The sequence below is a fragment of the Blautia stercoris genome, assembly GCF_054657695.1.
The window spans coordinates 631,206-653,953 of record NZ_BAAHYF010000002.1 but is presented as its reverse complement, the minus strand read 5'-3'; the positions used below and the strand labels follow the sequence as shown (position 1 = coordinate 653,953).

The following is a 22,748-nucleotide window of genomic DNA, read 5'->3' as shown; positions in this document are numbered from 1 at the left end:
ATATTGTGTTGATTTTTTCTTCATGATGAATTATACTAAAGGTGCAACAGTGATACAACCATCAATAACTAGTTTTTATGTACATTAATAGACATTTTTTATCATTTATGTTGCTTTTTCTTCAAAAACCTGAGAGGAGTCTTATATATGGAAAAGAAAACTGACCGAAGAGTCCGAAAAACCAAAGCTCAACTTCGTGCCGGACTTGCGAAATTGATGCAGACGAAAAGTATCAAAGAAATTACGGTAAAAGAATTAGTTGATGAAGTTGATATTAACCGTTCTACTTTTTATCTTCACTACACAGATATTTACCAGATGTTAGAATCAATCGAGGATGAGCTTGAGGGGGAAATCAATCAGATTGTAAATAATCATCCTGTGGATTCTTATTACAAAGAAAGTTTCCCTATGATTAAGGAAATTTTAGAAGTATTATGGGATAACCGCGATATCTGCAATGCCCTGCTTGGTTCAAACGGAGACATGGCATTTGTGCTTCGTATGGAATCTATTATTTCACAACACAGCCTGCATGTTCTGACTACAACATTTGCTACAGACGTAACCAATATTAAATATGCTTATGCCTTTTGTCTGACCGGTTGTGTGGGTATGGTCAAATCCTGGCTGGAATCTGGAGATACTACAGATACCCCGCTTCAAATGGCAGAATTGACTTATCATCTGATTATGAATGCACTCAAAGATATCAAACGACTGCCAAGTACAACTTTATAGCTTAAATCAAACATATACGCAAAAAGGTTCAGAAGAAATTCAACTTCTTCCGAACCTTTTCTTGTTTCTTTTTCATTTTTTAAAAATCAAATGTCGCCGTTTTCGTATTTCCCATATTCCATTTATTACGAAGAGTCACATACAATTCTGCATTTGTTGCTTCCACATAAGGTTTTACATAGAACACTACTCCCAGACCACAGGTCACTGCACCAAGCAGTCCCCAAAGAATAAACGATAAATCCAGCACAAATGTATTCATCTTTTCTCCATCCATCATCTCACGGCTGATGCGGATTGCATCCCGATAATTAATATCCGGCTGTTCTGCCAGAATATATGGAACCATGCGGTAAGAATAGGATTTTACAATTCCTGGAATTACAAACAAAAGTGTCCATAAGAAAATATATAAATTCTGCATGAACATTACCATTGCCACATTTGCAAAATTTCCATTCTGAAATCCAAATCCTATCTTTGAAACAGGTGCATTATAGTCTCGATTTTCAATAAAAAAGCGAACTGCTCCAACCATCAATACATTTAACACAAAAATCTTTAAAATCAGAACAAATAATGTAACTCCACCCACAATCGGCAGTGAAATATCTGCGGAATAACCACTGTCATTTACGACACCATTCACTGTGCCTCTGACATCATAACTGCCACCTATCGAAGCTGTTGCAATTGTAATCATCAAACCTGCTAAGACAGATGCTGCGTAGTTTCTATGGAAGCAAAGTTTTCCTCTTTCTTTTAAGTCTGCTCTCGTCCACATAATCATTCTCCCTTTTTATCTCAATATTCGACTTGAACTTTATTTTATCTCCGCTGTCGCTTCTTTGAGCCATTCTTTTTCTTCTTTGTTCTCTAACAATGGCTCTACTACTTCATACACATGTTTATGATATTCATTTAACCATTTTAATTCCGTTTCTCCCAAAAGTTCCGGAATGATTGCTTCTCGTTCAAATGGCACAAGCGTTACGACTTCAAAGTTCATAAACTGTGCATAGTCATTTTTTTCTGCTTTTTTGCACATCAGCAGGTTTTCACAGCGGATTCCGTATTTTCCTTCCAGATACAGTCCTGGTTCATCGGAAATCAATACGCCTTCTTCAAGCGGAATCATTCCACCCGGACGGATTCCACTGTTCCAGTTGATGTTCTGTGGTCCTTCATGTACATTTAAGAGATATCCGACTCCATGACCGGTTCCGTGATTGAAATCCAGTCCCGCATCCCACAGTGCACCTCTTGCCAGTATATCCAGATGTGCACCGCCTACGCCATACGGGAATTTTGCCATTGCCAGACGAATATTTCCTTTTAATACAAGCGTAAAATGTTTTTTCTCTTCTTCGCTTAACGGTCCTACCGCAATCGTTCTTGTGATATCCGTTGTTCCCTGCCAGTACTGTCCGCCGGAATCAATCAGGAAAAATCCTTTTGGTTCCACTTTTGCACAGTCCTCTTTTGACGGTGCATAATGACACATTGCAGCGTTTGATCCATAAGCACAGATTGTTTCAAAACTTAAATCCAGACAGTCTTTATCTTCTTCACGAAACTCTCTGCTTTTTTCTGCAGCATTGTATTCATCCACTGTTTCCTCTGGCACCGTTTTCTTTAACCAGTAAATAAATCTGCACATTGCTCTTGCATCTTTGATGTGCGCAATGCGTTCATTTTCCATCTCAACCGCATTTTTCATTGCTTTTGCCGGTTTGGTCGGATTCATCGCATTGACTGTGGTAACTTCTTCTGGCAGATTTTCAAATAATGTATAGTTTACTACACCTTCATCTAATAAAATCTTACTGTCTTTTGCAAGTGTTTTTACTTCTTCATAAATCGCAAAGTATGGGCGGAGTACCACTCCGGCTTTTTCTAATTCACTCTTAATTTCATCGGAAACCACGCCATCCTGCACATAGAAAATGACTTCGTCTGCTTTCACGACAACATAAGAAAGCACAACCGGATTGTAAATAATATCGTTTCCACGGATGTTTAACAGCCATGCGATATCGTCCAGACTGGATAAGATATGCACGTCAGCTTCATATTTTTTCATTGCTCTGCGCACCATCTCGATTTTTTCTTCTCTGGATGTTCCAACATATTTTATATCCACAAGATAAGCCGGTTCTTTGGACAGTTCCGGACGGTCATTCCAGATGCCGTCTAATAAGTCTTCCTGACAATAGAACCGTCCTTCTTTGTCTTCCATCATTTTTTTGTATGCTTTTCCCTGTGACACGCTGATGACTCTTCCGTCGCAGGCAAGGCAGGAACCTTTTGCCAGGTTCATTTCCAGAAATTCATCGACTGTCGGAACGCCTGGTTCACGCATCTTCATTAAAGTAACTCCGGTATCTTCAAGTTCTTTCGCTGCCTGAATAAAATATCTTCCGTCTGTCCATAAATATGCCTGGTCATCGGTTACAAGCAGTGTACCTGCTGAACCACTGAAACCAGAAAGCCATTTTCTGGCTTTAAAGTAATCCCCTACATATTCAGACTGATGAAAATCTGCTGTAGGAACCAAATACATATCAATGTTTAATTCCTGCATTTTTTCCTGTAATTTCAGGATTCTTTCTCTGTTCTCACTCATGTTAAAAACTTCCTCTCTTGCTTCTATCTCTTACTTCTATTTACTGAATTCCTTTCATAGTAAGGGAAATTCGCTTTTTCTTTTCATCCACATTTAACACTTTGACTTCCACGATGTCTCCAACGCTGACTGCTTCAAGTGGATGTTTGATATATCGGTCTGTCATCTGTGAAATGTGTACCAGTCCGTCCTGATGCACTCCGATATCCACAAATGCACCAAAGTCGATGACATTTCGCACTGTACCTTTTAAAATCATGCCTTCTTTTAAATCTTTCATATCAAGCACGTCGGTACGAAGCACCGGTTTTGGCATTTCTTCTCTCGGATCACGTCCTGGTTTTCCAAGTTCTTTTACGATATCACGAAGGGTTATTTCTCCCGTTCCAAGAGACTCTGCCATCTTTTTATAATCTTTTACATAAAATGCACCATGACCCTTGAAAATATCCTCTGCAGTTGTTCCCATATTTTCCAGGAATTTTTCTGCTACTTCATAGCTTTCCGGATGCACACTGGTTGCATCAAGCGGATTGCTTCCCCCTGTAATACGAAGGAAACCTGCACACTGTTCAAACGCTTTCGGTCCTAATTTTGGTACTTTTAAAAGTTCTTTTCGACTCTCAAAACGTCCATTTTCCTCACGGTATGCTACGATATTTTTTGCAATCGCTTTGCTGATACCGGAAATATATTCAAGCAGGGAAACCGAAGCGGTATTTAAATCAATTCCGACTTTATTCACGCAGTCCTCTACAACTCCAGACAGGGCTTCCCCTAATTTTTTCTGGTTCATATCATGCTGATACTGTCCGACACCAATGGACTTCGGGTCAATTTTTACCAACTCTGCAAGCGGATCCTGAAGTCGTCTTGCAATGGAAGCGGCACTTCTTTGTCCTACATCAAAATTTGGAAATTCTTCGGTAGCCAGTTTACTTGCAGAGTATACAGAAGCTCCTGCCTCGTTTGTAATTACATACTGAACCTTCTCCGGAATTTCTTTTAAAAGTTCCACAATAATCTGTTCGGATTCTCTTGAAGCGGTTCCGTTTCCAAGAGAAATCAGGCTGACATTGTATTTTTTAATTAATTTTTTCAGAGTTTCTTTTGCCGACGCAATCTTAGCGGGAGTGGTCGGTGCAGTCGGATAAATCACAACCGTATCCAAGACTTTTCCGGTTTCATCTACCACTGCAAGTTTACAACCGGTACGAAACGCCGGGTCCCATCCAAGCACTACTTTTCCAACAATCGGCGGCTGCATCAACAGCTGCTGAAGATTTTTCTTAAAGACTTTAATGGATTCATCTTCTGCTTTTTCCGTCATGCTGTTTCGGATTTCTCTCTCAATTGCAGGTGCAATCAGACGATTATAACTATCCTCGATTGCTTCTTTTAATACATCCTGTGTATTTGGATTTTTTCTTGTAATAATCTCTCTTTGGAGATAACCTAAAATTTCTTCTGCCGGAGCTTCAATTTTTACACCTAAAAACTTCTCTTTCTCTCCACGATTAATAGCAAGCACCCGGTGTCCCGGCATTTTTTCCACACGTTCTTCATATTCATAATATTTCTCATAAACAGACGTCTCTTCCGGTTTTTTTGCAGTTGAAACAAGCATGCCTTTCCTGAAAGTACGCTCACGAATTTCACTACGGTAATCCGCTTTATCGGAAATACTTTCTGCTACGATATCTTTTGCACCGGAAATAGCCTCTTCCACTGTTGCCACTTCTTTTTCTTCGGAGACAAATGCCTTCGCTTCTTCTTCAAGGGATTTGTCTGTCATTTGTAATAAAATAATATTTGCAAGAGGTTCCAACCCTTTTTCTTTTGCAATCGTTGCTCTGGTACGGCGTTTCGGGCGGTATGGACGATATAAATCCTCTACCACAACCAGCGTCTGCGCTTCTAAAATCTGTTTCTTTAATTCTTCAGTCAGCTTTCCCTGTTCTTCAATGCTGGAAAGCACCTGAGTTTTCTTCTCTTCCAGATTTCTAAGATAAGTCAGTCTGTCGTTTAAATTACGAAGCACTTCATCATTTAAAGCACCGGTTACTTCTTTTCGGTAACGGGAAATAAATGGAATCGTATTTCCTTCATCTATCAATTTTACAGCAGCCTCTATCTGCCACTTTTCCACATTTAGTTCTTTGGTCAAAGCTAAAATAATGTCCATAATTTTCTCCTTTTAAATCAAGCAATTCTTGCCATTTGCTTTCTTTCTAACCTTACCAACCTATGACAGTTTTGTCAAGAAAACAAAAAACGCAATGAACTTTTTTATTAAAAATCCACTGCGTTTTACTCTTCTTGATTTTGTTTTTGAATTTGATTTCGATTGCAGATTTCCAGACCTGCCTTTAAAAATACTTCCAATTCCTTTTGTAAATCAGAATCAAATTCCTGCCATACTTTATTTAAACTGCTAATGTTTTGTACATCCTCATAAAAAACAACAGATGGCGGATAACCCAGATTCTGATACAACACTGCCAGAAGTTCTGCATTAACACCTAATCTGCCTTTTTCAATTTCACGATACCTTTTTGTCGTAATATCTAAATGCTGTGCCATCTTATCCTGTGTAATATCACTTGCTTTTCTCATCCAATACCAGATTGTTCTTGAATCCGTCTCTTTTTCAAAAGCAGAATAACGGAGCAGTCTGATTTCTTTGGTATAATCCACTCCATTTTTCTGTTCTTTTCCCGAAATATTGATACCCTGCTCTATTGTCCAGACCATAAGCTGTAAGAAATCGCTTTTTATTTCTTTCTTACAGACACCCAGATAGTGATTTAATATCGTTTCTTCACATTCCTCTCCTGTCAGCAGATAATCCATATCACAGCCATGACTGTCAAAATTTTTGAGTTCTTCTGCTGAAATAATGGTCTTTCCCTGTTCCAACTTACTATAGTGGCTCTGGGTAACACCCATCATCTGACTCATGCTCTTCTGATTCAGTTTTCTCTTTTGTCTGTACATCTGCAGTCTTTGCAATACTCCTTCGTATGCACTGCCCATAGTGTTACCTCATTTCCAACGGTCAAATTTTTCTTATCTTTTTATTGTAATATTTTTCAAACTGCCCTTTTATCCCCTATTTTTGACTATTCTGATAATTTTTAGTCAATTTTAAGAGATTGACAGCTTTCATCCCAAACATTTGCCTGACACATAAGGTTTCTGCGCACTTTAAGCGGCGGAATGCTTATCTGCGTTCAAACGCTTGCCCTAATCGGTACAACGTGTTAAAATGAGCAATAACAATTTTTTTATTTTTGAGAAATGAGGTTTTTACAAAATGGATAATTTTTATAATTCAAATGATAATTTTCCGCCACAGACACCGCCTTATTATGAACAGCCTCAGCGTTATCAAGGCAGTTCGAGCTGTGCCTCCGCCTCTTTGATTCTTGGAATTCTTTCCCTGTTATCAATCTGCTGTATGCCACCGCTTGCCCTTGTTTTTGCAGGACTTGCCTTGATTCTTGGTGCACTTTCCAAAGGCGACCGAACCCGTCCGCAAAATGCGCGTGTCGGCATGATTTTATCAGGTATCAGTTTAATAGCTGTTTTAATTTTGCTTGCTGTATTTCTGGTTCGATTCACTTCAAATTCGACCAACACCGAATTTTTCAAGCAATATCTGGACATTATCGAGCATCCGGACGATTATTCCGAAAATGACATCTACAATTTTCTGTATGATTATCTTTATCCAAACGCCGGTTCAGATTCCGATCATAACTATGAAAATTCACAGCCTTATCACTACGACCATACGCCTTATGATGGAGATGATTCCGATGGCTACGACTATTACTATGAATATCCGACTCCACATCAGGAAGATTCTGGACATCATAATGTAATTTAACCAAATCAAGTAAGTCCCCTGCTTCAATTGCGAAAAGCAATAAGCGGGGGTGGGGACTTGCTTGTATCAGGAGGGGGCAAGCCCCTTCTGATAAGCGCGTAGCAGCTATTTGGTTATGAGCAAGTAGCGTAGCGGATTGCGAATATCCACTTGACTAAAACAAAAAAATCCTGCTTTGAGGAATCGAAAACCTCAAAACAGGATTTTTATTTTTCTAATCTGATTTTTCCAGTCTAATTTTTTTATTTTAAATTTTCATATTCTTTTGTTTCCAGTTCAATTACCGGTTCTTCTTTTTTGTCAAACTCACCTTTTAAATCCAGATAAAACGCTGCCATCGTTGCTTCCATATAAGGCATCAGCCATAACAGACCAATATAGCAGGTCAGCATACTTGCCAGAAGCAGTGGAATAAAACTTAAATTAATATAGAAATAACGCCACTTATTTCCTTTCATAAGGGAACAGCTTTTTTTCATTGCATCCACTGCTGATAAATTGATATCATCCAATAACAGATAATCCGTAACAGCCAAAAACAGATTTAAAACCAAAGCTACTATTGTATCCACACACATTGCAAGTACAGAAAGCCAGATATAAGAAATACTGCTACTGTCTGTCCAGAGTGGAATATTAAACGGCAGACCAATTACAAACTGTACAATCAGAATAATCAGGTGTACAATAATAAAACGGTCTGGATGATGCGTAAATGCAAATGCCAGGTCTTTTCCTTCAAAAGACTCTCCACGACAGATATTTACCATCATTTTACTATATCCAGCCTTCAACACGCTGACAAGAAGTGAAATAACATACACTAAAATCTGCGAAGTAACCAGTCCCATTGTTGTACCGGTACCCATCGTAGAAGAAATAAAAAAAGAGGGAAGAAAGGAACAAAGTCCAAGCAGTAAAATTCCTGCCATCGGAGTTCCATAATTTCCACTCAGTTGCTGTCTCGCAATCAGCTTAAGAGAAGCAGAAGTTCTTTTCATAAAATAAAGTCTCCAATCTTTTGTAATTAACTGTTTATTTCAATTGTCCATTTCAATTAGTGTAAGATTATTTTTTCATTTTGTCAAGAAAAGAGGATATATTCCATTATGCATAAACAGGAAGAAAAAAATCTATATCTCTTAGGGTGGATTTTACTCGGAATTTTTCTAAGTTATTTATTGATAGCAAAGTTTTCCCATTTCAGAACCTTCTTTCATCTCCCCTGTCTCTTCCGTACCCTGACCGGATATTACTGTCCGGGATGCGGCGGAACACGGGCATGTATCGCCTTTTTACATGGACATTTTTTACGTTCCCTGCTCTATCATCCGGTTGTTCCTTATACAGCAGTCGTATATTTGATTTTCATGATCAGTCACAGTATCGAACTTTTATCAAAGGGGAACTTCGCCATAGGTTTAAGATACCGGGACAACTATATTAAATTTGCCGGTATCATTATTTTAGTACAATGGATTTTACGGAATTTTTTGAAATGGAAATGGGGAATTGATGTGCTTGGAAATTAAAAAAGAGGCTGTTTTTGACAGAACAGCCTCTTTCATTTTTTACGCTTTAAAACGGATTCTGGAGATGATTTCCGGAAGTTTTGCTGCTTTTGCTTCGTACTCTGCTTCGCTTAACGGTCCTGTGATAATTGCAAATTCGCCTTCCACATCCGGAACGGATACAGTTTTTACTGCACCAAATACAGCTTTTACTGCATCTGCCATTTCCGCTTCCTTTCCTTTTATACGAACCAGGAATGGATGAACCACTTCTTTGATATCCATTAAATCTAATTTTTCACTGTTCCAGCTTGTCATCACATTTTCGTGAAGATGTTTTGCACAATCTACAACATCTCCTACAACTGCGCTTGCTGTCGGAAGTTTTCCTGCTCCACTTCCATAGAACATTGCATCTCCGAGTACATTTCCATGTACGAAGATTGCATTAAAGACATCATTTACACTGTAAAGCGGGCTGTCTGTTCCAACAAGTACCGGACTTACCATCGCATAGAATTTATCATTTTCTTTCTTGCTTGTCGCAAGCAGTTTAATGCTCATGCCAAGTGCTGAAGCATACTTCATATCTTCTACTGTGATTTTTGTAATACCTTCTGTGTAAATCTCTTCATAATTTACATGGTTTCCAAATGCCAGAGAGGATAAGATTGCAATCTTTCTGCAGGCATCATATCCCTCTACGTCTGCTTCCGGATTTCTTTCTGCATACCCTTTTTCCTGAGCTTCTTTTAATACTTCTTCAAAATCTGCATTCTCAGCCTGCATTTTTGAAAGAATATAGTTTGTTGTACCATTTAAGATACCGGAAATTTCATCGATCTCATCTGCTGTTAAAGAAGAGTGAAGTGGACGGATAATCGGAATACCACCGCCACAGCTTGCTTCAAACATATAGTTAATATTTTTCTCTTCTGCAATTTTAAGCAGTTCCAAACCATGTCTTGCAACTAATTCTTTATTGGATGTGCAGACACTCTTTCCTGCCTGAAGTGCACGTTTGGTAAAAGTATACGCCGGTTCTACACCACCCATTACTTCCACTACAATATCTACTTCCGGGTCATTGATAATGGTTTCATAATCATGAACCAAAACTTTTTCTACCGGGTCTCCCGGGAAGTCACGTAAATCTAACACATATTTAATGTTGACTTCCTGTCCTACTCTTTTATTAATGCTCTCATGATTGGTGTTGATTACTTCCACAACTCCCGAGCCTACTGTACCATAGCCTAATACCGCAATCTGTATCATCTTTCCTCTACTCCCTACCTAAGATTTTCAGATAGTGAACGCCCTCGATGTGTTCAATCTCCGCCACCATTGCTTCTGCATCACCCTGTGCAGGCAAAATCTGTACACTTAATGTAAGACTGGCAATTCCGTTAATCGGAATACTCTGGTGTACGGTAAGAATATTGCCATGATAGTAGGCAATCGTTTTTAATACACCTGAGAGCAGTCCTGGTTCATCATCCATCTGAAGAATAAATGTAATATTCTGTCCTTTGGTTTTTTCACGAAAAGGAAAGATATCATCTTTGTATTTATAAAAGGAACTTCTGCTGATTCCTACTGCTTCTACGGCTTCCTGTACCGTTACAGTCCGTTTTGACTCCAAAAGTTTTTTTGCCTCTACTACTTTTAACAGTACTTCCGGGACTGCCTTTTCTGTTACTACAAAATACCTTTTATTATCTGACATTCGCTTCCCCTTTGTTTGTTCCAAAAATACATTTGTGTTTCTCCAAAAGATATTAACACATTCTTGTATTTTTATCAACTATTTTTCTTATTTCCAAGCGCAATCCATTTTAGATAAGCATTGATAAAACGGTCAATATCTCCATCCATAACTGCATCTACATTTCCGGATTCCTCATTGGTTCTGTGGTCTTTTACCATTGTGTATGGCTGCATGACATAAGAACGAATCTGATTTCCCCAGCCAATTTCAGTTAATTCACCCTGAATACCGGAAAGTTTCTGCTCCTGTTCCTGCTGCTTTAACAAGTACAGTTTTGCTTTCAACATCTGCATCGCCTTATCTTTATTTTGGAACTGGGAACGCTCGTTCTGACACTGTACCACAATTCCGGTCGGAAGATGCGTAATACGAATCGCCGATGAAGTTTTGTTGATATGCTGTCCACCTGCTCCACTGGAACGGTAGGTATCAATTCGCAAATCATCATCTTTGATTTCCACATCAACATCTTCTTCAATATCCGGCATCACATCACAGGATACAAAAGAAGTTTGTCTCTTTCCTGCTGCATTAAACGGAGAAATACGCACCAGACGGTGTACTCCCTTTTCGGATTTCAAATATCCATACGCATTTTCCCCATTAATCTGAATCGTAACAGATTTGATTCCTGCTTCGTCTCCATCCAGATAATCCAGTACCTCAGTGGAATAGCCATGACGGTCCGCCCATCTTTGATACATTCGATAAAGCATGCCCGCCCAGTCGCAGGATTCTGTTCCGCCCGCCCCGGCATGTAAGGTCAAAATCGCATTGTCCTTGTCGTATTCACCGGAAAGCAGTGTTTTTACACGGATTTTTTCAAAATCCGCCTGAAATTCATCGAGCATATCCTGAATTTCAGGAATGACCGAAGCATCATTCTCTTCGTATCCCATCTCAATCATCAGCTCAATTTCTTCTTTTTGTGTCTCTAATTTCTGATAAATCTGAATATCCTCTTTTAAGGTACTCAGCTCTTTCATCATTTTCTGGGAACGCTCCGGATTATCCCAAAAATCAGGAGCTTCCATTTCTCTTTCTAATTCTTCGACCCTTTTTTCTTTGTTAGCGAGGTCAAAGTGAATCCCTCACTTCCACTAATGGTCCATTATAGCCGTTTAATGTATATTTAAACTGATCTAATTCTACCAATAGCTTCACCTACTTTCATGAATATTTTTCTTATTTTTATTCCTCATCGATTTCCACAGAAACCATATAAATGGAAATCTGTGGCTCGACTTTTATTACCGTACCGCTTAATTTCTTAAGTGGACGTTTTAAATTACTTGACATTGCAATGGCATCTTTAATTGTATAATAATACATCTGTCCGGACATGGTACTCGCACAGTCCTCTTTTAATTCTACTCGGTCACCCTCTTTTACCAGTCCTTCTCTTTCCATTGTAAATTCTACAATCTGTCCCATTTGTTCACCTTCCGGCTTTTTGCTTTTGCCTGTTCTCTTTTATCTGTATCTGCTTTAGATTCTTTTTCTTCCACAGCACTGTTTATATTTTTTACCGCTTCCACATGGGCATGGGTCATTTGGATAAATTTTGTTTTCTTCTCTTTGAATCGGCTTTTTCGGACCGGATTCATCTTTATTTGTACCGGTTACCTGTGCAACCTGTTCTCTTTCTACCTTCTGTTCAATTCTTACATGATACAGCAGACGAACCGTTGTCTCCTGAATGTTGTTAATCATGTTATCAAACATTTCATAAGCCTGCATTTTGTATTCGACTCTCGGGTCTCTCTGACCATAAGCCTGAAGTCCGATACCCTGACGTAACTGATCCATATCATCGATGTGATCCATCCATTTCTGGTCGATTACTTTTAAGAGGATAACACGCTCTAATTCACGAAGCTGTTCTGCTTCCGGGAATTCTGCTTCTTTTTCCTCATAGAGTTTGACAGCAGCTTCTTTTAATTCCTGTTCTACCTGTTTTTTCTTTTTGCCTTTGACATCTTCTTTGGTCAGAGCTTTTAATGGAATCGTCGGTAAGAGTACAGAATTAAATTCTTCTAAATCCCATTCTGCGGTATCTACATCATCAGAGAAGCACATTTCTACAGCATGTTCTACGGTATCTGTAATCATCTTATAGATAGAATCACGCATGTTTTCTCCGTCCAGTACACGGCGTCTTTCTTTGTAAATAATTTCTCTTTGTTCATTATTTACCTGGTCATAATCTAACAGGTTCTTACGAACACCATAGTTATTTCCTTCAATCTTCTGCTGTGCTTTTTCAATTGCATTGGAAAGCATCTTATGTTCAATCTGTTCATTTTCTGCAACACCAAGTGATTTGAATACTCCCATCAGTTTTTCAGAACCGAACAGACGCATTAAATCATCCTCCAGAGAAATGTAGAAGCGAGATTCACCCGGGTCTCCCTGACGGCCGGAACGTCCACGCAACTGATTGTCAATTCGTCTGGATTCATGACGCTCTGTACCAATAATTTTCAAACCACCGGCTTCTCTTGCTACATCATCCAGCTTGATATCGGTACCACGACCTGCCATATTCGTAGCAATAGTAACCATTCCGGCTTCCCCTGCATGTGCAACGATTTCGGCTTCTTTCTCATGATATTTTGCATTTAATACCTGATGAGGGATTCCTTCCCTCTTTAACATTTTACTGATTAATTCAGAGGTCTCAATGGTAATCGTACCAACCAGTACCGGCTGATTTTTTGCATGTGCTTCTTTAATCGCCTCAACAACTGCATGGAATTTTTCTTTCTTGGTCATGTAAACGGCATCGTCATAGTCAATACGCGCAACCGGACGGTTGGTCGGGATCTCGATAACATCCATTCCATAGATTTCACGGAACTCTTTTTCTTCTGTCAAAGCTGTACCGGTCATACCGGATTTCTTTGCATATTTATTAAAGAAATTCTGGAAAGTGATTGTTGCAAGCGTTTTACTCTCACGTCTTACTTTTACATGTTCTTTTGCTTCGATTGCCTGATGCAGACCATCGGAATAACGACGTCCCGGCATGATACGTCCGGTAAATTCATCAACGATTAAAACCTCATCGTCTTTTACCACATAATCCTGATCGCGGAACATTAAATTATGAGCACGCAGTGCAAGAATAATATTATGCTGGATTTCCAGATTTTCCGGGTCTGCCAGGTTTTCAATATTAAAGAATTTTTCTACTTTATGAACACCCTGTTCTGTCAGGTTTACGATTTTATCTTTTTCATTTACGATAAAGTCACCGGTCTCGATGATTTCCTCACCCATGATAGCTGTCATTTTGGTCATTTCACCACTGGCTTCTCCGCGCTCTAACTGTCTTGCAAGAATATCGCACACTTCATAGAGTTTTGTGGATTTTCCACTCTGTCCGGAAATGATAAGAGGCGTTCTTGCCTCATCAATTAATACCGAGTCAACCTCATCGATGATTGCATAGTGTAAATCCCTTTGCACTAACTGTTCTTTATAGATTACCATATTATCACGCAGGTAATCGAATCCTAATTCATTATTGGTTACATAAGTGATATCGCAGGCATACTGTGCACGTCTTTCATCATTTTTCATGGAATTGAGTACAACACCTACCGTCAGTCCTAAAAATTCATGAACTTTTCCCATCCACTCTGCATCACGGTGTGCCAGATAGTCATTGACTGTTACGATGTGGACGCCTTTTCCCTCCAGTGCATTTAGGTAAGCCGGAAGGGTAGATACCAATGTTTTACCTTCACCGGTTCTCATCTCTGCGATACGCCCCTGATGAAGAATAATTCCACCGATTAACTGAACACGGTAGTGCTCCATATTTAATACTCGCTTTGCTGCCTCACGTACGGTTGCAAATGCTTCCGGAAGTAAATCATCCAGTGTTTCGCCTTCTTCCAGACGTTTTTTATACTCCCTTGTTTTTCCACGAAGTTCTTCATCGGAAAGAGCCTGCATAGATGGACGAAGGGAATCAATCTTATCTACAATCGGCATGATACGTTTTAATTCTCGCTGGCTGTGAGTACCAAACATTTTCTCAATTATATTCATACTTAATTATACTCCTGATTTTATTACTAGCTTAAACATAAGTGTCATACTGTAAGCGTATCTACACTATACCACAGTACTATTTATTGTATCACTTTCCAGTAACGAAAACAAGGGCAGGAATTATGAAATTCCCGCCCTCGTAGCTCTGATTTTTACCAGTTAATTACTAACTGCTTTGTCATCTTTCCTGCTAAAGCTTCACTTCTCTTATCCGGACCGTTTGTTCCGACAAAGAGAACACTGGAAGAAGAATCGAAAATCTTTTCTCCTTCGTCATTTACGACTTTATAAGCTTCTTTTGAAACTGTAATGGTCAGCTCTTTTTCTTCCCCTGCTTCAAGAGAAACTTTTGCAAATCCGCACAGAGCCGGATTTACCGGTGCATACTTAGAATCCTGATTCTTGATATACACTTCTACTACATCTCTTGTTGCTACTTCAGAATGATTTTTCACGGTAACGCGAATTTCAGCATCCTGCTCTTTTTCCGGTGCTTTTGCAAATTCTGCCTTTTCCACCTGCACATCGCCATAGCTTAAACCATATCCAAATGGATATAATGGTTCTTCGGTCAGATAACGATAAGTTCTGCCTTTCATAGAATAATCTGTAAAATCAGGCAGTTCATCTAAAGTACGATAGAAGGTAATCGGCAACTTTCCACTTGGAGAAACTTCTCCAAATAAGATATTTGCCAGTGCTTTTCCACCCTGTGAACCCGGATACCATGCCTGAATGACTGCATCTGCTTTTTCTTCTGCTTCAGAAAGATTCATGGCACTTCCGGTAAAGTTGCATACAATTACTTTTTTACCGGTTTCTAATACTGCATGCATCAGTCTCTGCTGACTTTTTGGAAATTCAAGATTCTCTTTATCTCCGGACGCATAAGCATTTCCGGTATCTCCCTCTTCTCCCTCAAGTGATTCGTCCAGACCAATACATAGTACAACCACATCACTATGCTCTGCTACGCTGAGTGCTTCTGCAATTCTGTCATCTTCCTGTGCAAGCGCTTCTTCTTTATCCAGAAATAAATGACTTCCTTTTGCATACATGACTCTTACATCATCGCCGACATAATCCTGAATTCCTTCAAGTGCTGTAATATAACGGGAAGCTGTCCCATGATAATTTCCATCCAGAGAGCTTCTGTTATCTGCATTTGGTCCGATAACACCAATAATCTTAAGTTCTTCTTTTTTGAGCGGTAAGATTCCATTATTCTTAAGAAGAACAATGCTTTCTTCTGCTGCTTTTCTGGAAAGTTCCAGATGTTCTTTGGATTCTACTGCTGTATACGGAATCTTATCAAATTCAGTCTCGTCGAACATTCCAAGCAGAAATCTTGTAGTAAAGAGACGGATTGCAGCCTCTTTTACTTTTTCTTTTGTGGTCAGTCTTTTATTTAATGCTTCTTTTAAACACAGATAAGTACAGCCACAATTTAAGTCACAGCCTTTATTTAATGCCAGTGCTGAAGATTCTACACCGTTTTTGGTTACCATATGGTGTTCATGGAAATCACGGACTGCCCAGCAGTCTGACACATAATGACCTTCAAACTTCCAGTCTTCACGAAGAATGTGTTCCATCAGTTCTTCACTTGCACAGCACGGTTCTCCGTTTGTACGGTTGTAAGCTCCCATCACTGCTTCTACATCCGCTTCTTTTACGCAGGCTTCAAAAGCTGGAAGATAGGTTTCATACATATCTTTCTTGTTTGCTTTTGCATCGAAAGAATGACGAAGTGCTTCCGGTCCGGAGTGAACTGCAAAATGTTTTGCACATCCTGCTGTCTTTAAATATTCTCCATCACCCTGCAGTCCTTCGATAAATGGAACTGCAAGTCTGGATGTTAAAGTCGGGTCTTCCCCATAAGTTTCATGTCCTCTTCCCCATCTTGGGTCACGGAAGATATTTACATTTGGAGACCATAAAGTAAGCCCTTTGTAAATGTCTCTGTCTCCATGCTTTATAGACTCATTATATTTTGCACGTGCTTCTTCTGAAATAACAGAAGCCTCTGCCTTCATTAAATCTGTATCCCACGCTGCCGCCATTGCGATTGCCTGTGGGAATACGGTTGCTGTACCGGCTCTTGCTACTCCGTGAAGTCCTTCATTCCACCAGTTATATGCAGGAATTCCAAGTCTTTCAATTGCCGGAGCATCAAATTTTAACTGACTTGCCATCTCATCTACTGTCATCTGTGAAACCAGTGCTTCTGCCCGTTCTCTTGCTTTTTTTCTGTCTCTCATCTTTTTTCCTCAATTCCTCTCTTTATTTATCAGCAGACTATTTTATTAGCAGACTTTAATTACACCTTTTACGATATCTGCTTTATTCTTTACGCAGGAATCCAGTGCATTCTGAATATCATCTAACTCAAAGTAGTCTGTTACGATATCTTTGATATTGATTTTTCCGGAAGCAACTGCATCGATTGCCATCGGATAAATATTTCTGTAACGGAATACAGTTTTAAATGTCAGTTCTTTGTCAAGTGCCATACCGATTGGCAGTGTCATTTCACCGCTTGCACTGTATCCGACAAATACGATAGTTGCGCCTTTATTTGCACCTTTTATTAACTGGGAAGCTGTAATCTGAGAACCTGCGGTTTCGATTCCAAGGTCAAATCCTCTTCCACCTGTCAGTTCCATAATGCGGGCAACCGTATCTTCTTCTTTTCCGTTGATAACTGCTGTTGCTCCAAGTTCCAATGCTTTCTGCAGACGTTTTTCCATAATATCAACTACAATTACATTAGATACACCCATTGCTTTCAAAGAAAGCAGAGTTACAAGACCGATGCATCCTGCACCTGTCACAACTGCTGTCTGTCCAAGATGAGCATCTCCCTGATTTGCGGCATGCATACCAACTGCTAATGGCTCAATTAATGCACCTTCCATTGTGCTTACGTTTTCCGGAAGTTTGAAACAAAGGTCAGCTTCATGTGCAACATACTCCTGGAATACACCATCTACCGGCGGAGTTGCGAAGAATACAACGTCTTTACACAGATTGTATTTACCCTGTTTGCAGAATTCGCATTTTCCACAGGTTTTTCCTGGCTCTAAGGCAACTCTGTCACCAACTTTTAAGTGTTTTACATTTTCGCCAACTTCCACAACAGTACCACCTGCTTCATGTCCCAGTACGAAAGGAGTTTCTACGATGAAATCTCCGATTCTTCCTGATTCATAGTAATGTAAGTCAGAACCACAGATTCCTACATATTCTACTTTTACAAGTACTTCATCACTCTTCGGTGTCGGAACTTCACGTTCCTGAATTTCTACTTTCTGTAAATCTGTCATTACTGCTGTCTTCATTTTCATTTTGACTGCCATTGTCTTGTTCCTCACTTTCTTTTTTTATTTTTCTATTGATAATGTTACTCTGCTACATTCTTTTTCCCCGAGATAAGAAGTGTCTCTTTCCATGTCTTTTGGATAAACAACCAATCTCTCCAATACAAGTCCCGCTTCTCTTGCGGAAACTGTAATTTTATTCAAACCTTTTTTCAAAGCAATCTCTGTACTTCCTGTATGTTCCTGATTCAAAACTGCCTGTTCCCATGGAATGCAGCCCGGTTCTCCACCTTTATAGCCATCCTCTGTAAATGTAACCAGCTTATCCACCTCGCCATTTACAGAAACTCCCATAGAAAGTTTTCCTCCATAAATCAGTGGATTTGCAGGAGAAGTATAAAGTTTTAAGATGCACTCTTTTTCTTCTTCACTAAAGAGTTCATACGTTACAGACGGAGCATTTTCTTTTGAATCAAACGCCGCCGTTACCGGAAATGCCTTAATTCCGCTTTGATATTTCCCAAAGTCGTATAACTCTTTAAATTCTACAGTTTCTTTCTCATATGTTCCTGCATTTTTATCTGCATAATGAATTGCATCGATTACAAACATGCCATGTTCTGCAAGAAATGCACCTTTCGGAAGTGCACTGGTATCTTTTTTCAGTGCTTTTACCAGAACCGGAACAAACTCAGTTTCTGTCTTAATTTCAAAACTGCAGGATACTTCTTCTCCAAGCGGGAGATTTTCTTCTTTTAAAGAAATTTCAACTTCGTCCTGAAGTGTAGTCTCTCCTGATATCTGGGAAAATTCTAGCCATTCGCATGAAGTTTCATCCTGAGATTCATGTGCAATTCCATCCAATCCGACTTTTCTTGCGCCTTCCTGTATCTTCCATTTTACGCTTCCCTGACCACCGTTAGCAATTTGAATTTTAGCCTTTTTGCTAGAAGAAACTACGAAATCATCAATCACAAGTGTAATCGGGAAATACTGGTTCGTATAATGCTGGGTTTTATCTGCTCTTGTCACGACCAGTCTCGGTTTTTTCGGAAGACGAATTACGTGACGCACCGGATATCTCCAGTCTTCATCATTCCAGTTTGTAAATCCAATATGAGAAGCCAATTCCATTCCTGCCCATTTTCCATCTTTAAATGCTGCCATCTGAGCTTTTAAGGCTTCATCTTTTTCAATACAAGCTTCCACTAACTTGTCATACTCATTTGCAACTGCCTTTCCCTGAGAAGCATATAAGTGGTTTTTTCCAGAATAAAGATGCATTTTCAGTAAATTAAAGGATGCTTCTGCTGAGAAATAAATCATGCTGAAGTAAGCATCTCCCATACCACGCTCCTCTAAAGTTTTCCACAGCCTTTCATTCTTTTCTTCGAGTTTTCCACAAAAAGATAATTGTTTTTCACATTCTAAGTAATGTGCCGGATGGTAAACCGTATCATTTAAAGATTCCGGTTTTCTTAATGCATTGATTTTTAAATAGCCTTCTAATACTTCCTGAATTTCTTCTCGCTCTTCTTTTGAAGTATAGCTTCCGAACATGGATGAAATCCATGCTTTGGTATACTCTTTTGTGCTGTTTGGAGCAGAAGAACCCCATTTTTCAAAATCATATGCCAAATCCATAAAGTAATTTAACGGAAATTCCTGGAATTTCACATCTCCGACATTGACAATCCAGAGTTCTCTTACTCCGTATTCATAAGCTTCTGTCATCTGCTCCCAAATCTTGGAAAGTTCGGTAGAAGAAACCCATTCATAAGAAACAGGGTCTCCATGATAATCCAGATGGAAATACATTCCAAATCCACCTTTATGATTTCTCTCAAATGCTTCCGGAAGTGCTCTCATATTTCCCCAGTTGTCTTCGCAAAGCAGTAAGGTTACGTCCTCAAGTTCTTCAAATCCACGCAGTCCTTCTTCGCTTCCACCACCAAAATAGTAATCTTCTACTTCTTTATAAACTGCAAATAACTGCGGAACTTTCTTTCCGTCTGTTTCCAGATGTTCATGAATCATCTCACGCTGTTTTGTAATAATTTCTTTTAACAGACGTACATTATCGGAAATCAGAGAATCTTCGCCCAGCATCTTGCTGTCGTTTTCTCCTCTCATTCCGACTGTTGGAAATACATTGTGACCGATGCTTCGTTTCACACCGTCCTCCCAGAATCTTAAGATTCCTTCTTTGTTTGTCACATAGCTCCATGCATCTCCATACGGACTTTTCGGTCCTCTCACCTTGCTGTATTCTGCACCGGAACGCATACAAGGTTCATGATGAGACATTCCGATATAAATTCCGTATTCATCAGCCAGTTTCATAGACTCCAAATCCGGACCGTCTAACATAAAGTTTTCCGCCCACATCGCCGGCCATAAATAATTTCCTTTCATACGGAGGAGGTATTCAAAAATATGGTCATACATTTTTGCATTAAAACTTCCAAAATGAGAAGTTGCCCAGTTTCCACAACATGGCCATTCATCATTGATGAAAAATCCTCTGTATTTCACAGACGGCTCTTTTGATACAAAAGAATCCTCTTCTTTTAAGATAAAAGAGTCCTGTTTCACGTACTGGCAGTCTCCCCAGTCAACCATTGCTGTCACACCTAACAACTCTGACAGATGAAACAGTCCATAAATGGTTCCAAGTTTATCACTTCCGTAAATAACAAGTGCGCTTTCAATTCCTTCTACCGGATTTTCTGCCACAATAAACGCATAAGATTCCCGTTTTCCTTCTACCTGTCCAAGTTTTGAAATCTTACTGCACAGTGTTTCTGCCAGTTTTCCGCTTCCTGCAGTCACTGCAATCACTGCCTGTTTTGCCGGTACAGCTGTTTCACAGATTTCAGGACAAAATGAGAGTGTCCCCTCTACATCTTTTGCCACTTTGCCTGCTACTTTTTTCACACCGATTCCACATTCTTCTGGAATTACAAAATAAAGTCCCTTATTCTTTGAAATTTCTAATGTAGCCATACATCCTCCAGGTTTATTTCCATGTTTTTTGTTCTAAAAAGAACCCGACAGCTTGCGCTGCCAGATTCTTTTCTCTGGTTACTGCTTATTTTAATTATTTAAGAAGGTCTTTTGTATCCTGATAAATTTCGTTTGCTTCGTCTACGTATTTCTGGCTGCCTTTGTTTTCACAGTCTTTTACGTAAGCATCCCAGTCTTTATCCAGATCACGTTTACCAGTGATGAATTCCAGAGCTGCTGTATTTACATAGTCCATAAGAGGAGTCTTAACTAAGTTCATTTCTTCTTTCTGCATTTCATCAGCAAGAATTGGTGGTTTTAACTGGATATCTTCTTTGCTTGCATTTACTCTTTCGTTCCATTCTTTTTCTCCATCAGAGAATTTAGAATACTGAAGTTCTTTAGAACCGCCGTAAGCAAATACACCGTTACCAAATCCATAGTCTACGTTTAACTGTTTTTCTGCACCTGGGTTAATACCATTGTAGTAGATGTCAGAGTTTAATACGATATTTCCATCATCATCTTTTGTATAGGTTTCACCTTCAACACCCCACAGACATAAAGTCTGTCCTTCGTCTGAGTACCATAACCAGTCGATGAAACGAAGCATTTTGATAAATCCTTCTTCACCAAGTTCATCTAAAGCATTCTGAGTAATCATAATACCATTTTCAAGACGACCAGCTGCGCTGGAAACTTTTAACTGTCCTGCGGAACCTGCCGGAGGAGTCAGGAAGTATAATTCAGCTCCATCGACCTGCATTTTACCATTCTGGATATCAGAATAAATCTGATAGTTCATATTTAAGACATAAGAATCACCACGGAAGAATTTTGCCTGCGCCTGTGTGGTATCCTGTGTAAATGTTTCAGGGTCAATTAAACCATCTTCGTACATTTTGTGGAACATTGTGAGGTATTCTTTGTATTCGTCTGTTGTATCAGCGAAGTAGAATTCTCCTTTATCAAAGTCAAATTTTGTACCATCTTTTAAGCCCCAGTCACCACCGTCATTGGAGTAACCACCTGTTACGTTATAAACTGTTGCAGCGATATTCATGGTACTTCCGAACCCAAATCCATCAGACCATACATAATCTGCTTTTGTATATTCTTTTACTTTCTTTAATGCTTCATAAAAGTCATCCCATGTCCAGGAGCTTTCATTTGAAAGGTCTACACCTGCTGCTTCAAATACATCTTTACGAATTGCAAGAGAGTAACCACCGGCTGTTGTCTCCCACATACCCGGCAGACGATAGTATTTACCGTTGGATGCCAGAATCTGCTGTAAGTCGTCTTCCATGCCCCAGTCTTTTACGCATTTTTGATAGTTCGGCATGTACTGAACCCAGTCACTGATTGGAACAATCTGACCGCTGTCTTCGTAAGCAGTAGAATCATAAGTTTTTGGAATGATATAAGGAGCACTACCACTGTTTACAGAAGCAGAAACTTTATCATTGTAGTCTGTTCTTGCAACGATTGTCAGGTCAAATGTTACATTTGTTTTTTCTTCGATTGCTTTCCAAAGTAACCAATCCTCATTGTAAGGATAGTTTTCATGGTCAGAGTACATCATGGAATATTTTACTGCTTCGTCTGAATGGAAAGTTTCGTCTTCTCCATAAGTGTAATCAAGGTCTTTGTCTGCATCTTCTGCTGAAAGAGTCGGTCCGTCTTTGCTGTCTGATGATTTGCTGCCGCCACAGCCTGCTAATGTAGTGCCAGCCATAGCTAACACAAGTGTCATTGCTACGAGTTTCTTTTTCATAATTACCTCCTTAAGTTATGATTTTTTAACGTACGTTTAATC

At 39.4% G+C, this 22,748-nt stretch carries 17 protein-coding genes; 3 read left to right on the top strand and 14 right to left on the bottom strand.

Annotated features, from left to right (window positions below; translation table 11 throughout):
- The first annotated feature begins 147 nt into the window (after positions 1–147).
- Positions 148–741, top strand: a complete 594-nt coding sequence (locus ACYQ2D_RS12850) for a TetR-like C-terminal domain-containing protein (RefSeq protein WP_022303460.1) — start codon at positions 148–150, stop codon at positions 739–741.
- A 79-nt stretch (positions 742–820) separates the two neighbouring features.
- Here the strand turns inward: ACYQ2D_RS12850 and ACYQ2D_RS12845 are convergent, their stop codons facing one another.
- The 4 genes from ACYQ2D_RS12845 to ACYQ2D_RS12830 all read right to left on the bottom strand — a co-directional run bounded on the left by ACYQ2D_RS12845 (position 821) and on the right by ACYQ2D_RS12830 (position 6,403).
- Entirely contained in the window at positions 821–1,525 is a 705-nt protein-coding gene (locus ACYQ2D_RS12845; protein ID WP_459785697.1) for a DUF975 family protein, read from the bottom strand.
- A gap of 39 nt (positions 1,526–1,564) precedes the next feature.
- Positions 1,565–3,367, bottom strand: coding sequence for an aminopeptidase P family protein (locus ACYQ2D_RS12840; RefSeq protein WP_459785696.1), 1,803 nt, complete (start codon positions 3,365–3,367; stop codon positions 1,565–1,567).
- A 40-nt stretch (positions 3,368–3,407) separates the two neighbouring features.
- Positions 3,408–5,552, bottom strand: a complete 2,145-nt coding sequence (locus ACYQ2D_RS12835) for a Tex family protein (protein WP_459785694.1) — start codon at positions 5,550–5,552, stop codon at positions 3,408–3,410.
- Between the two features lie 125 nt (positions 5,553–5,677).
- Entirely contained in the window at positions 5,678–6,403 is a 726-nt protein-coding gene (locus ACYQ2D_RS12830; protein WP_118701501.1) for a helix-turn-helix transcriptional regulator, read from the bottom strand.
- Positions 6,404–6,683: 280 nt separating this feature from the next.
- Between ACYQ2D_RS12830 and ACYQ2D_RS12825 the strand changes: the two genes are divergently transcribed.
- Positions 6,684–7,259, top strand: coding sequence for a hypothetical protein (locus ACYQ2D_RS12825; protein WP_459785692.1), 576 nt, complete (start codon positions 6,684–6,686; stop codon positions 7,257–7,259).
- Positions 7,260–7,501: 242 nt separating this feature from the next.
- Here ACYQ2D_RS12825 and ACYQ2D_RS12820 read toward each other — a convergent pair whose 3' ends face one another.
- Positions 7,502–8,260, bottom strand: coding sequence for a DUF975 family protein (locus ACYQ2D_RS12820; protein ID WP_117456621.1), 759 nt, complete (start codon positions 8,258–8,260; stop codon positions 7,502–7,504).
- 108 nt (positions 8,261–8,368) lie between these two features.
- Here ACYQ2D_RS12820 and ACYQ2D_RS12815 point away from each other — a divergent pair, with 108 nt between their 5' ends.
- On the top strand, positions 8,369–8,791 hold the full coding sequence (locus ACYQ2D_RS12815; protein ID WP_187558926.1) for a DUF2752 domain-containing protein: 423 nt from the start codon (positions 8,369–8,371) through the stop codon (positions 8,789–8,791).
- A 39-nt stretch (positions 8,792–8,830) separates the two neighbouring features.
- Here ACYQ2D_RS12815 and ACYQ2D_RS12810 read toward each other — a convergent pair whose 3' ends face one another.
- The 9 genes from ACYQ2D_RS12810 to ACYQ2D_RS12770 form a co-directional block, all read right to left on the bottom strand.
- The gene (locus ACYQ2D_RS12810; RefSeq protein WP_117456619.1) at positions 8,831–10,048 is read right to left on the bottom strand and encodes a homoserine dehydrogenase; all 1,218 of its coding nucleotides are present in this window, start codon (positions 10,046–10,048) and stop codon (positions 8,831–8,833) included.
- Positions 10,049–10,055: 7 nt separating this feature from the next.
- Positions 10,056–10,499 (bottom strand): ACT domain-containing protein, encoded by a 444-nt coding sequence (locus ACYQ2D_RS12805; protein WP_022303469.1) that lies wholly within the window; start codon positions 10,497–10,499, stop codon positions 10,056–10,058.
- A 74-nt stretch (positions 10,500–10,573) separates the two neighbouring features.
- Positions 10,574–11,696 (bottom strand): peptide chain release factor 2 gene (gene prfB, locus ACYQ2D_RS12800; protein WP_117456618.1). Its coding sequence is split into 2 segments (ribosomal slippage): positions 10,574–11,620 and positions 11,622–11,696, totalling 1,122 coding nucleotides; the frame shifts between segments, so codons are not numbered across the junction.
- A gap of 36 nt (positions 11,697–11,732) precedes the next feature.
- A complete protein-coding gene (locus tag ACYQ2D_RS12795) occupies positions 11,733–11,975 on the bottom strand; it encodes a hypothetical protein (protein WP_022303471.1) in 243 nt (80 codons plus the stop codon).
- Positions 11,976–12,029: 54 nt separating this feature from the next.
- On the bottom strand, positions 12,030–14,600 hold the full coding sequence (gene secA / locus ACYQ2D_RS12790; protein WP_117456617.1) for a preprotein translocase subunit SecA: 2,571 nt from the start codon (positions 14,598–14,600) through the stop codon (positions 12,030–12,032).
- A gap of 155 nt (positions 14,601–14,755) precedes the next feature.
- Positions 14,756–16,864, bottom strand: a complete 2,109-nt coding sequence (locus ACYQ2D_RS12785; RefSeq protein ID WP_459785689.1) for a glycoside hydrolase family 3 C-terminal domain-containing protein — start codon at positions 16,862–16,864, stop codon at positions 14,756–14,758.
- Positions 16,865–16,909: 45 nt separating this feature from the next.
- Positions 16,910–17,962, bottom strand: coding sequence for an NAD(P)-dependent alcohol dehydrogenase (locus tag ACYQ2D_RS12780; RefSeq protein ID WP_459785687.1), 1,053 nt, complete (start codon positions 17,960–17,962; stop codon positions 16,910–16,912).
- A gap of 24 nt (positions 17,963–17,986) precedes the next feature.
- Positions 17,987–20,929: a glycosyl hydrolase 115 family protein gene (locus ACYQ2D_RS12775; RefSeq protein WP_459785685.1), complete on the bottom strand. Its 2,943-nt coding sequence runs from the start codon at positions 20,927–20,929 to the stop codon at positions 17,987–17,989.
- Between the two features lie 94 nt (positions 20,930–21,023).
- Positions 21,024–22,706 (bottom strand): extracellular solute-binding protein, encoded by a 1,683-nt coding sequence (locus ACYQ2D_RS12770; RefSeq protein ID WP_022303476.1) that lies wholly within the window; start codon positions 22,704–22,706, stop codon positions 21,024–21,026.
- Positions 22,707–22,748 lie beyond the last annotated feature (42 nt).